Origin of the sequence: Terrisporobacter mayombei, from assembly GCF_020748465.1 — a bacterium.
GTDB classification, from domain to species: domain Bacteria; phylum Bacillota; class Clostridia; order Peptostreptococcales; family Peptostreptococcaceae; genus Terrisporobacter; species Terrisporobacter mayombei.
This window is the reverse complement of record NZ_JAHZMP010000002.1, coordinates 530,960-543,135: the sequence shown is the minus strand read 5'-3', so window position 1 is coordinate 543,135 and position 12,176 is coordinate 530,960. Positions and strand designations below refer to the sequence as shown.

General features: G+C 25.5%; 13 protein-coding genes. 5 read left to right on the top strand and 8 right to left on the bottom strand.

The window, feature by feature from the left end; all coding sequences use genetic code 11:
* Positions 1–138 precede the first annotated feature (138 nt).
* The 4 genes from K0039_RS09060 to K0039_RS09045 all read right to left on the bottom strand — a co-directional run bounded on the left by K0039_RS09060 (position 139) and on the right by K0039_RS09045 (position 2,840).
* Positions 139–906 carry an ATP-binding protein gene (locus K0039_RS09060; protein WP_228104730.1) on the bottom strand — a complete coding sequence of 256 codons (768 nt, stop codon included), beginning with the start codon at positions 904–906 and terminating at the stop codon, positions 139–141.
* Between the two features lie 164 nt (positions 907–1,070).
* Complete coding sequence (locus tag K0039_RS09055; protein WP_228104729.1) at positions 1,071–1,364, bottom strand: nitrous oxide-stimulated promoter family protein; 294 nt, start codon at positions 1,362–1,364, stop codon at positions 1,071–1,073.
* A 13-nt stretch (positions 1,365–1,377) separates the two neighbouring features.
* A complete protein-coding gene (locus K0039_RS09050) occupies positions 1,378–1,992 on the bottom strand; it encodes an ATP-binding cassette domain-containing protein (RefSeq protein ID WP_331476735.1) in 615 nt (204 codons plus the stop codon).
* Positions 1,993–2,069: 77 nt separating this feature from the next.
* Positions 2,070–2,840 carry an arginase family protein gene (locus K0039_RS09045; RefSeq protein WP_228104728.1) on the bottom strand — a complete coding sequence of 257 codons (771 nt, stop codon included), beginning with the start codon at positions 2,838–2,840 and terminating at the stop codon, positions 2,070–2,072.
* A 197-nt stretch (positions 2,841–3,037) separates the two neighbouring features.
* On the opposite strand from K0039_RS09045, the gene K0039_RS09040 reads away from it, so the two are divergent.
* The 3 genes from K0039_RS09040 to K0039_RS09030 all read left to right on the top strand — a co-directional run bounded on the left by K0039_RS09040 (position 3,038) and on the right by K0039_RS09030 (position 5,409).
* Entirely contained in the window at positions 3,038–4,039 is a 1,002-nt protein-coding gene (locus K0039_RS09040; protein ID WP_228104727.1) for a hypothetical protein, read from the top strand.
* A 105-nt stretch (positions 4,040–4,144) separates the two neighbouring features.
* Positions 4,145–4,555, top strand: a complete 411-nt coding sequence (locus tag K0039_RS09035) for a hypothetical protein (RefSeq protein WP_228104726.1) — start codon at positions 4,145–4,147, stop codon at positions 4,553–4,555.
* A gap of 107 nt (positions 4,556–4,662) precedes the next feature.
* Positions 4,663–5,409 (top strand): DUF6873 family GME fold protein, encoded by a 747-nt coding sequence (locus tag K0039_RS09030; RefSeq protein ID WP_228104725.1) that lies wholly within the window; start codon positions 4,663–4,665, stop codon positions 5,407–5,409.
* A gap of 75 nt (positions 5,410–5,484) precedes the next feature.
* Here K0039_RS09030 and abc-f read toward each other — a convergent pair whose 3' ends face one another.
* Positions 5,485–7,023, bottom strand: coding sequence for a ribosomal protection-like ABC-F family protein (gene abc-f / locus K0039_RS09025; protein WP_331476734.1), 1,539 nt, complete (start codon positions 7,021–7,023; stop codon positions 5,485–5,487).
* 445 nt (positions 7,024–7,468) lie between these two features.
* Here abc-f and K0039_RS09020 point away from each other — a divergent pair, with 445 nt between their 5' ends.
* The gene (locus K0039_RS09020; RefSeq protein ID WP_228104724.1) at positions 7,469–7,858 is read left to right on the top strand and encodes a GntR family transcriptional regulator; all 390 of its coding nucleotides are present in this window, start codon (positions 7,469–7,471) and stop codon (positions 7,856–7,858) included.
* Positions 7,851–8,954: a DUF1648 domain-containing protein gene (locus K0039_RS09015; RefSeq protein ID WP_228104723.1), complete on the top strand. Its 1,104-nt coding sequence runs from the start codon at positions 7,851–7,853 to the stop codon at positions 8,952–8,954. The genes K0039_RS09020 and K0039_RS09015 overlap by 8 nt, the downstream gene beginning before the upstream one ends.
* A gap of 88 nt (positions 8,955–9,042) precedes the next feature.
* On the opposite strand, the gene K0039_RS09010 is transcribed toward K0039_RS09015, so the two are convergent.
* Genes K0039_RS09010 through K0039_RS09000 form a run of 3 tightly spaced genes read right to left on the bottom strand, consistent with a single transcriptional unit; the run spans position 9,043 to position 12,174 of the window.
* Positions 9,043–9,846, bottom strand: a complete 804-nt coding sequence (locus K0039_RS09010; RefSeq protein WP_228104722.1) for a CPBP family intramembrane glutamic endopeptidase — start codon at positions 9,844–9,846, stop codon at positions 9,043–9,045.
* 29 nt (positions 9,847–9,875) lie between these two features.
* The gene (locus tag K0039_RS09005; protein ID WP_228104721.1) at positions 9,876–11,471 is read right to left on the bottom strand and encodes a putative ABC transporter permease subunit; all 1,596 of its coding nucleotides are present in this window, start codon (positions 11,469–11,471) and stop codon (positions 9,876–9,878) included.
* Positions 11,464–12,174 (bottom strand): ABC transporter ATP-binding protein, encoded by a 711-nt coding sequence (locus tag K0039_RS09000; RefSeq protein WP_228104720.1) that lies wholly within the window; start codon positions 12,172–12,174, stop codon positions 11,464–11,466. The genes K0039_RS09005 and K0039_RS09000 overlap by 8 nt, the downstream gene beginning before the upstream one ends.
* Positions 12,175–12,176: the final 2 nt, after the last annotated feature.

Here is a 12,176-nt window from a genome sequence, read left to right as displayed (position 1 = left end):
TAAATTATATTATTTAATTATATGTAACTATAATTCATTTTGCAACTAGTTATAACTAAAAACTTATTTTTAGAACTAATGAATTATAATATTAAATGGAAAAACAGCATAAAATAAATTTATACTGTTTCTTTTATATTAAACATTTAATTTTTCAAAAATCTCTTTCATGGCTATTCTAGCTTTAGAAGTCTCTGGCATTTCAACTAATGGTTTTCTATTGCAGTCATATTCAAATATCATTTCGTCCATAGGAACTACTCCAAGTAAATCTAAGTTAAATCTTTCAATTTCTCTTTTTACACCATCATTTAGTTCTCCATTAGGTGCTTTGTTTACTATTAAAGATGTTCTTCCAACTCTTATTCCCATTTCTTTAGCTAAATCTCTTATTCTTGCAACGGCTTCTATACTTCTAGCTGAACAATCACTTATTAATAATAGATCATCTATTTCTCTAAGTGTTTTTCTGCTTAAATGTTCCATACCAGCTTCATTGTCCATAACTACATAATCATAGTGATTAGACATTAATTGCATTTGTCTTTTTAATATTGAATTGACAAAACAATAACAACCTTCACCTTCTGATCTACCCATTACAAGTAAATCATATCCATTTCCCTCTTCGACAATAGAATTTAATTCATATTCCAAATATTGAGATTTAGTCATTCCCCCTGGATATTGCTCTCTTTTTTGTTCCATTTGGTTTGCTTTTTCTTTTATTTCTCCTATTGTACCACTTAATTCCATTCCTAATACATCATTTATATTAGAGTTTGCATCTGCGTCAACTACTAAAGTTTCACCCTTTTTTTCTTTAGTAAGATAATCAATAAGTATCCCTGTTAAACTTGTTTTCCCTGTACCACCTTTACCTGCAACTGCTATATTGTATGACATAGTTACTTTCCCCCTTATGCCTTTAGAATTATTTGTTAACTATCTATCTAAATTATAGCAAAGTTCTTCCAGATTAAACATTTTTTTATATAAAAAATTTGCTTCGTTGAAGCAACTAAACTTGTAAAAAAGAAAAACCTGCTAAAAAGCAGGCTTTATTTTTATTATTCAAATATATGTTTTATAAATTGAATTGGACTGTAAATTATAAGCCTCGGTCCTGAAAATTTCATAACATCTTTTACTTTAGCTTTCATATCCTTTTTGTAGCAATGTATGGGACATTTGCTGCAAAAGCTTTTTTCTTCACCAAATTTACAAAGATCCAGCCTATTATGAGCATATTCTAATAGTTCTTGGCATTCCTCACATAATCCATCTTTATGTTTATGTTTTTTCTTACAATAAAGATTTATCATAAGACCTATTGTTTTTTTCTCTTTTTCTATTCTTCCCATTTTCATTACCTTCTTAAGCTAAATTTAGCGTATTGTTTCTCACGTAAATCTTTTTATCACAAATTGATACACTTGATTTTCTATGAGAAACCATTACTATGGATTTATCTCTACATTCATTATTTATTGATTTTAAAATTTCAGCTTCATTTAAAGTATCTAAATTACTTGTTGGCTCGTCTAGTATTAGTATATCTGCATCATGTAAGAAAGCTCTAGCTATTCCTATCCTTTGCTTTTCTCCTGATGAGAAGTTTGAACCAAGTTCACCTGCATTAGTTTTGTAACCTTGTGGTAGTGTTTTTATAAACTCATGAATAGATGCTTTTTTACAAGCTGCTATTACTTCTTCTTCACTGGCATATTTTTTACCTATCTTTATATTATTTTCTATACTATCATTAAATAAGAAAGTCTCTTGTGTAACTAAAGACTGCGATCTTCTAAGGGTTTTAGTTGGCATATTTTTAAGATTTTTATTGTCTAAAGATATACTGCCTTCATTAACGTCCCAAAATCTCATTAATAATTTTAAGAATGTAGACTTACCACATACACTTTCACCAAGAATACCTATTTTATCTCCTGGCTTTATTTCTACGTTTACATGAGAAGAACTTGGCTTCATATCTCCATTATCATTTTTATTAATATATATACAAAAAAGCTAAACATATTAATAATTTAATATATTTAGCCCTTTATCTATACATTTACTTCTAACTCATCTGTAAACTCTTCTTCTATTATATGTAATATCTCTTTATTACTTTTATTATTTATTTTATTGTAATTGTTGAGTAATAGTTTATTATCATAAGAGGAATCACCGCAAATATCAATACCTATTATTTCATGTTTTTTGCATATGCCCATATAAATTTCCTTTAATTCATTTAATGTAAGATTTCCTTGATCCCAATCAGTTTTAGCTTCTTTAGGATTTATAATATCTTTATCAATGGAAATATATATTGGATAATTAATATATTTTTTGGAAAACTCCTCCCAATTATATTTTTCTTCAATGAACTCTTCACTAAAACAAATTATTTTATCTCTATATTTTTCCTCAATTAAATTAATTTGTTTTTCCTTAGCTCCTATAATTATCACTTTTTGAATATATTTATTTTCGTCTAATGTCTTTTTCACCCAACAACCACAAGACATTAACTCCTTAAAAAATGAAGGTTGCATATCTGTATGATGATCAAACAAAACTAAAATAAATGGTTGATTAATTTTTTCCAGTATTAAATAAGAAACATAATGATAATTACCAGAATCAATAAACTTTATCTTTGAATGATAAAATTTACTAAGTCTTTTCCGTATCATTTCTAAGGACCTTTCGTCACAATATCTACTAACATTTTTTAAGTCACTTAAATCAACTATTTCGTAATTTTTATTTTTGTAAAAGTCTTGACTTTTATAAGTATTGTTGAAATTTAATATACATATTTTTTCCATAAATACTTTCCCCCTTTATTTATATATTTTTATCCTCAATTAGATCCTATTACATTTTATACAAGTATTTATCATGTTTTTTCTTAATTATTCTTACAAATAGTGTTCTAAATTGACAAAATATGATAGAATATCATTTATAATAAATTCTAAAATATTTATTATTAAATTCTTTGTTTAAATAAAAGGAGAGAAATATGAATAAAAAAATACTTAGTTTTATAATTGCTCTAAGTCTTCCATTAGCTTTTTTAGTTGGATGTAATAAATCTAAAGATGAGGAATTTGTAATGACTGAAGATACTAAAGCTTTAGATGGAAGTGTTGAGTACAGCGCAAAAACTTATAAAGATGCTTTTTATTCAACAGAAAACTATTCTGATGAATATTTACAAAAAGAGTTTGAAACTATTGTAAAAGAAATCACTTCTAAGGAAGATAAAGAGGCATTAGTAGAGCTATTAAAATCTTATTCTAGCTCACAAGACGGAAGTCTTGATCTTGTCAAATCATGTTTTGAAAAATATGGGAATCAAAGTGGAAACTCTCAAGACGTTACTTTAGATAGTAATGGAATGCATGAGATTTCAACTAGACTTTATAAAGCAACTTTAAATGCTACTAAGAAATACTACGACATTAATGATTTCTACATATACTATAAAGACAAATTGTCAGCTTCTTCTTCATCAAAAGATGATGATTTTGAAAATGAAGTTAAAATGACAACAATAAAAGAATATACTATTGCAAATATTTATAAAAATGCTTACAATGATTCATTTATTTCTAAAATAATAACTTCAATTGAGAAGCCTTCAAGCAGTGATGAAGCTAAAAATGACACAACTGAAAATGTTACAAAACCAGAAACAAATAAACCAGTGGTTGATAATAACAATAGTAATAATAGCAATAACAATAGCAATAATAATAACAATAATAATTCAGATGATACTTATCCTGAATACTTAGAGTTATCAGAGGCTGTAAAAAGTCAAATATATGATGCAGGAGTAAATGCTGCAATAGAATATATAGGTCAAAATATTTCTACATCATCATCAAGCTATTGTAGAGAAACATACGACGCTTTAGAAAATGACAATCCACTTGGTAAAAACAAAGAAGAAGGATATAAATCTTTCTTAGAAGGATTTAAGACTACATTAGAAAACAATAAAGTTGACTTCAAATAATAAAAAACTATGCATTTTTATATGCATAGTTTTTTTATGTTTTTCTTTTTATGATTTATGCATTTTATATAATTATCTACTATAATATTTATAGGGGGTGTTTTTATGAATTTTGGAGATAGAGTATTGTATAAAAACGATAGTAATATCTCAAAAGGCGTTTTTATAAAAGAGCTAAACCAAGTAGAAGTATTAATAAAACTAGATGATAAAAAGGAAAAAAGTATAGTTTCAAAGCATGATATTAAATTTGTAAGCAATATGGATCACATGGATTTAAGTCATGCAATGGCAGTAGCAGATTATATCTCAAAAGAAAAATATGATGGTCACTTCACTCTTCTTTGTTTTACATCAGGATGTAAGTTTTGCTTTGGAACACTAGATAAAATCAATTATAATACAACAAGTTTAATGGCTTCTGGAAGAACAATTGAGGATGCTGTAAAAATAGCCATCGAGAAAAAAATTGATGCTGACAAAATTTTAGATAATGACGATAAAATGTATAAATAAAGCTACATAGTTTAATTTTTAAAAATAATTCATTAATTAATATTTAATGGATTATTTTTTTTATTTGTTTTATATTATAACTAGAAATAAATCAAGGAGAATCCATAATGAAATTTATAAAATCATCATTTATTCCAAATAAGAAAATAAGTTTAGCATTAATTGATAATAGAGCAGGTGAAGATATTATTAATAATCTAAATAAACTTAATATAAATGTAATTAAAAGTGTAAAATGTGATGAAACTTATAATGCCATAAGTTGCCATCCTGATATATGTGTTGTTAAATTAAATGATAATAATATTTTAGTAGCTCCAAATGTTTATGATTATTACAATGAAAATTTAGCCCCATTGGGATTTAACGTAATTAAGGGTAACTTACCTATAGGTAGTAAATATCCTAATAATATTCAATATAACCTTGTTATGTTAGAAAATAAAGTAATTCATAATTTTAAATATACAGATAGTATCCTACTAGATTATATAGAGAAAAATAACATGGAGAAAATTAATGTCAAACAAGGATATTGTAAGTGTTCCACATGCATAGTTGACGAAAATTCAATTATTACTTCCGATGAAGGAATTTATAATGAGGTTATTAAGCACAATATTGATTGTCTATTAATTGATAAGGGGCATATAGATTTGTTCGAATTAAATTATGGTTTTATTGGAGGATGTAGTGGCTTAATAAGTGATGATACTCTTGTTTTCTTTGGAAACATAGAAAATCATCCAAATTTTCAAGATATTAAAAACTTTGTTTCTAGTCGAAGTAAAAAAATACTTTCTCTTAAGGAAGAAAAACTTATTGATCTAGGTTCTTTAATTCCCTTACTTTAGGCAAGTTTAGGATATTATAGTTATAAATAAAAGAAAGGCATATTTTATTAAATACGCCTTTCTTTTATTTATAATTTATATATTTACTATTTTTGTTGCTATTTTTTCTCCGAAGGAAGTGTCATGCTCTACAAATAACATTGTTGGATTTTCACTAAGTATTAAAGCTTCTATTTGCATGCGAGAAATAACATCTATAAAGTTTAGTGGCTCATCCCAGATATATAACTCTGCTTTTTCACATAAACTTTTGCTTATAAGCAGTTTTTTCTTTTGCCCCTCACTCCACTCATTAATATCTTTTTCAAATTGAATATTACTAAATCCTAATTTCACCAAAGTTCTTTTAATAGACTCTGCATCTATATTTAAGGATTTTGCAAAATCATTAAGGTTACCTTTTAAATAAGATGTATCTTGAGAAATATATGATATATCATCTACTTTTTTTATATATCCATCATGTGGAATATTTTCACCCATTATTAATTTAATAATGCTTGATTTACCAGAACCATTTTTTCCACATAACCAAACTCTTTCTCCAGGTTTTATATTAAAACTTACATCCTTAAATATGTCCTCTCCTCCATATTTAACTTTTAAGTTATGAACTTCTAATAAATCTATATTTGATGACTTTGATTTCGATAAGTCTAACTTTTCAGCCACATCTAAATTTTTCAGTAGTTTTGATTTTTCTTCTATGGCTTTATTTTGCCTTGTTTCTATACACTTGGCTCTTTTCATCATTTTTGCTGATTTATGTCCTATAAATCCTCTATCACAAGGCCCATTGCCCTTCTTTGTAGATTCAATTTCATAAGACCAATTTGATTTTTGTTTTGCTGTCTTTTGTAATCTTTGTATATCTTTTTGTAGCTTTTCATTTTGAGCTTTCTCAAATTCATCTTCTCTATCTTTATTAAATTGATAAGTTGAAAAGTTGCCTTTTTGTATTTCTATATTTGCTTTGTTAATAGAAAGTATATGATCAGCTACTATATCTAAAAAAGTCCTGTCATGAGATACTACTATAAATCCTTTTTTACTAGCTAAGTATTTTGCTACAATTTCTCTTCCGTCTACATCTAAATGGTTTGTTGGCTCATCTATTAATAAAAAATGATTTTTTCTTAAAAATAAACCTGCTAAAAGTAGCTTTGTCTGCTCACCTGAACTTAGTGTAGCAAAGTCTCTAGTAAGTATACTTTTATCTAAACCAATTAAGTTTACTTCCTTTTCAATTAATTCGTTTATTATATATCCATCATTATAAATATATTTTTCTAAAATTTCTCCGTAAATATCTAGCTTATCTTGTAAATTGCAATACTTTTCCATATCTTCTTCATATTTAGAAAATGGGGCTATAGAATTTCTTACAACTTCCAAGGCCGTATCATTTTTGTTACCCCCTTTAATTGGAAAGTATTCAAATTTAACCGTGCTACTAATTATTCCACTATATTCATATTCTCCCATTAGAAGTTTTAAAAAGGTTGTTTTTCCTCTACCATTTCTACCAATTAAACCTAGCTTCCAATCAGTATCTATACTAAATGATACATTTTTGAATATATCTTCTCCATGTGTATCATATTGAAAACTCAAATTATTAATATTTATTTGTGCTATAACGATCATCTCCTATCACAAGGAAAATTAATTTGCATAAAAAAATCTTCCTCAAATTTAAGTATTTTTCTACCTTAAATCAAGAAAGACATAATTCTTCTAAGTATTTACGCACAGAAATAGAGCTATTTTTAGCTTGTGTTTCAGGTAATTAGAGTACTTTAGTATTAATCTTATCCTCAATTTAAAGTAGTTTAGGCTCAATAAATAGAGTATTTGTAAACACTCTAAAAAACCTATTAAACTATATATTTTGAATAAGATTATTTTCTCACTTTACCTGATCACCTCCGTTATTTAATGTAATCATTATATCTCTATACAACTAAATAGTCAAATTTTATTTTTAATTTAGTTGTAATATATTTGTTTTATGTTATATAATATATAGAACAAATATATTATAGCTTGGAGTGATAAAATGATATTGAATTTGGATTTTAACAGTGATGTTCCCATATATACACAGATTAAAGAAGAAATAATAAAATCAATTGCCAGTGGTGATTTGAAAATAAACGAATCTCTACCTTCTGTTAGAAATATGGCTGAAGAAATTGGAGTAAACCTTCATACAGTAAATAAATCTTATAATTTACTTAAAGATGAAGGCTATATTAATATTGATAGAAGAAAAGGTGCTATGGTAAATACATTGCCATTACCTAAAAAAGAAGATAATACAGAAAAAATAAAATCTATGCTTGAACTTTTAACTGCAGAAAGCTACCTTTTAGGTATATCCAAAGAGGAATTTATAGATTTTAGCAATAAATTCTTTGACGATTATGAGGTGAAAAATTATGAATAGTACCATGGCAGTTATTATAAATATTCCAACATTATTTTTATTGTATATAATGATATATTTCACTCAAGCTTTAAGTGGAAAAAGACAGTTTTATGGCGTTAGTTTAAATAGTGATTATTTTACTAAAAGTGAATTTAAAGCTTTAGACAAGAAATTTAAATTACTTGTTAGCCTAGGATTTATTCTATTTGCAATAATTACATTAGTATGTATTTATGTATTTAAAGCTTATGAATTTTCTTCTATTTTTCCCATATTAGCTTTTTGTTTATATCAGTTTGGTGTATTTGTGTATATCCATAACAAGGTAAAAGCTTTGAAAAAGGAACTATCAATAGAAATAAAAGATTTAGAATTAGAAAGAACTCGTCTAGTATTAGACACGGATTTTATTAATGAAAAAAATAGAATTATAAAAAAATATTCCATACTATTTATAATTCCTGTAGTTGTTACTGTACTAATGGGAATTTATACTCTTACTCAATATAATTCTATGCCTGATATCATACCTACTCATTGGGGTATAACTGGTGAGGCTGATGCTTTTTCAAAGAAATCTTTTGTAACTGTACTAGGCCCCATAATTATGAGTGTTGGTATTGGAATTATTATTTGTATTAGTGCTATATACTCTCTAAAAACTAGAGGTAAATTAAATACTGATAATATTTTAGAGAGTAAAAAACTTCATTTAAATTACTTAAAGAAATTTGCACTTACTTTTTTCGTGTTAAATTTATCTTGTCAGGTTTTATTTATTACTATATTAATTGCTACTGCTAATGCAAGTGGAGTTAATGTTTTTGTAATGTGTACTTGTACAATTTCACTAATTTTAGCTGCAGTATACCAAATGTATTTATATTATAAATCACCTAGTAAATCTAAGTCTGCTGTCTATTCAGTAGATGATGATGATAATAACTGGTTATTAGGTACTTTTTATAATAATCCTAATGATCCGTCTTTATTTGTACAAAAAAGATTTGGTGTTGGATGGACTGTAAATATAGGAAATACTAAAGGAAAAATATTATTTATTTCTCCTTTTATAATATTAATATTTGTGCTTTTTATAGCATTTAAGATGTAATAAATATGGAGTAATGTAAAATAAATTTACACTACTCCATTTTTTATATTTTGTCGTTTCTTAATTATTAAAATATATAAATCTATAATCAAAATAATATGGGAGACCAAAATAGTTGCATAAATATATGAATAAACATATGAGAAATTATTGCATATTCTAATCCATTTTTCCAATATAAATATCCAAAGAAAATTCCAGGTATTCCGTTTAAAATTAACATTCTAAGTATTACTGCCATGTCAACAATATTAAAAGTTGATATAGTAATAGGTAAATGTCCAAGGGCAAACAAAATTGCTGCTATAAATATAGATATTAAATAAATGCTATTTGGTATATTAGTTTTATCTTTTTTTCTTGCAAAAATCTTATATAATATAAATACTATTAAAGATAAAGTAAATAATCTAAGTAATACTTCTTCTGCAATTCCTCCATAAATTATTCCTGATAATAAATAGATTATGTTAAATTTATACATAGAACCATTAATTTCTGGTATATACACTGACCATAAAAATTTCTCACTTATCATCATTAATGTAGCACATAAAAATGATATACCTATTGCAATTACTAAACTCTTTTTATTAATTTTATATCTGTTTTTTTCCTGTGAATAAGCCCACCCTAAAATCCCTTTATTAAAATTAGTTGCTCTTGCTAGTTTTAAACCTAAGAAACTAGTTATAAAAATTAGTGCAACTGATTGTATAAAACTTATAAGAAGTATAGCATTTCTAGACATTCCATTTATTTCACTTGGTATTAAATTACTTTGATATAATAATACAAATATAGTGCCGATAGAGCATAATAAAGTTAAAATAAAACTTATTTTAAGGTCCTTTTTATTCAAACTTTTATTTATCATTATTTTCTTTTCCAAAATACTCCCCTCTTTCATCCTTATATTGATTAAAGATTTCTAAACATGTTAACACCTTTAGTTTTTAATAATCCATATAATACGAAAACTCCTATAAATGTTATTACATCTCCTATAATTAAAAATAAATTAATATCATTTATTTTGAATATATACCCTATACCACAAAGAGCTGCTAAATATAATACATTTGAAATCATAGTGATTATTACACTTGCTCCTCTTTTTACTACTGCCACATCACTTGTGAATTCAAGTTTTGGATATAATAAATTTATTATTATTCCTAATGTTGCACTAAATATGGCAAGTAATATAATAGCAACTATTATAAGTACAGTAGTTTTTAAAGCAAAATCTAATTTAAAAGATAAAGCTATAAATGAAATAACTGATATAGGTATAGTTAAGATTATATTTAATAAAATTTTACTTTTAAAAATATCCATTTCTTCTATAGGAGAAGATTTTAATATCCATAAATTTTTTCCTTCTAAAGAAATTGATACACATGTTGTATTAGTCATTATTAAGCAAAATAATGTAATCCCTAGAGTTTGAAGCAATATCATATCTTTAACTAGATTTAGTTCTAGTATTTGAGCTATTTTGTCATATCCAACAAATAGTATTGCTATTGTAAAAATAGGCAACATTATCATGCCTATAGATGAATTCATCACATAAATATTTGATGAGAAAAATCTTTTTGTTTCTTTATTAAGTAATGATTTTACAGGACTAGATGATTTTAATTCTTTAAACTTATAATTATTAGCTTTATAAGTTTCACTTAATTTGCTATTGATTTTATTAAAATTCTTAGCAAATAAAAATACTAGTAAACTTATTGGTATGGCTGAAACTAATAAAAATATTAACAAAGATACTATATTTGCGCTTTTTAGTGCATCTACAAAATAATATGCTGGAGGATATAATTTCTGCGTCGCATCTATAATAGAAGTACTATTTTGCATTATAGTAGTCATTACATTTTGTAAATTAAAAGATAAAATTAGTACAATTACTACTAATAATAAGTTTAATATGATTGACATTAAATTACTTTTTTTACTTTTTGTTGAAATATCAGTAATAAAAAATGCAACTATAGAAGACAATGTAATTGGTATTAAAGGCGCTACTAAAGTTAAAATTATTAAAAATGGAAAATATAATACACTAGTTTCAACTTTAATAAAATATACAATTCCAGGCACTATTAAAAATGCTGCTGCAAATAAATAATTGCCTATAATAAGAGTTAATATTTTACTACTTAAAATTGTAGTTTCTTTTATTGGCAAACTTGATAACATCTCATAATCTTTACTTTGAAAAATATATGAAGATGACTTATATAATGAAGTAAAAAATGTTGTTAAAGTACATCCCATAATTCCTAATATAAGAAGTAACTCCATTTGATTTACTTTTATTAAGAAATCTGATAAATAAAAACATGCTATAAATCCATAATCAGATAGCATGGCTATGGTAAAAATTATTAATAAAGCCATTCCAAAAGCTTTTGATTTTTCTTTTTTATCAGCATATTTTAATTTATTAATTCCACTTTCATTTATTAAGTTATTTTTCATTAACAAAGCTAAATTACTCATTATCAATCATCTCCATAAATATATTCTCAAGTGATTTATCACCTTTTACCTTTTGAGTTTCTCCATAAGTTACTAATTTTCCATCTTTAATTATGGCAATTTTATCACAGATTTTTTCTGCTACTTCTAATACATGTGTAGAGAAAAATATACAACCACCATTGTTGCAAAATTCTTTCATAATTTCTTTTAAAGTAAATGCTGCTTTAGGATCTAGTCCTACAAAAGGCTCATCTAATACTAATATTTTAGGACTGTGTATTAATGCCGATATAATGGCTAACTTTTGTTTCATTCCATGAGAATAAGATGAAATTAAATCTCCTAAAGCCTTATCTATTTCAAATTCCTTTGAGTAATATCTTATTTTTTCTTCTCTTTCTTTTTTTTCTACTCTAAATATATCTGCAATAAAGTTTAGATATCCTATTCCAGTAAGTGATTCATATAAATCTGGGTTATCAGGAATATATGCTATTTCTTTTTTACATTCTATTGGATATTTTTTTATAGATTTTGAGTTAATTAATATTTCTCCCTCTTCGAAATTGTGTATTCCAACTATGGACTTAATTGTAGTTGTTTTACCTGCTCCATTATGTCCTATGAATCCAAATATTTCTCCTTCTTTAACTTCCATAGATATATTGTCTATGGCCTTTTTATTTTTATATGACTTAGTTAAATTTATTATTTTTAACATTT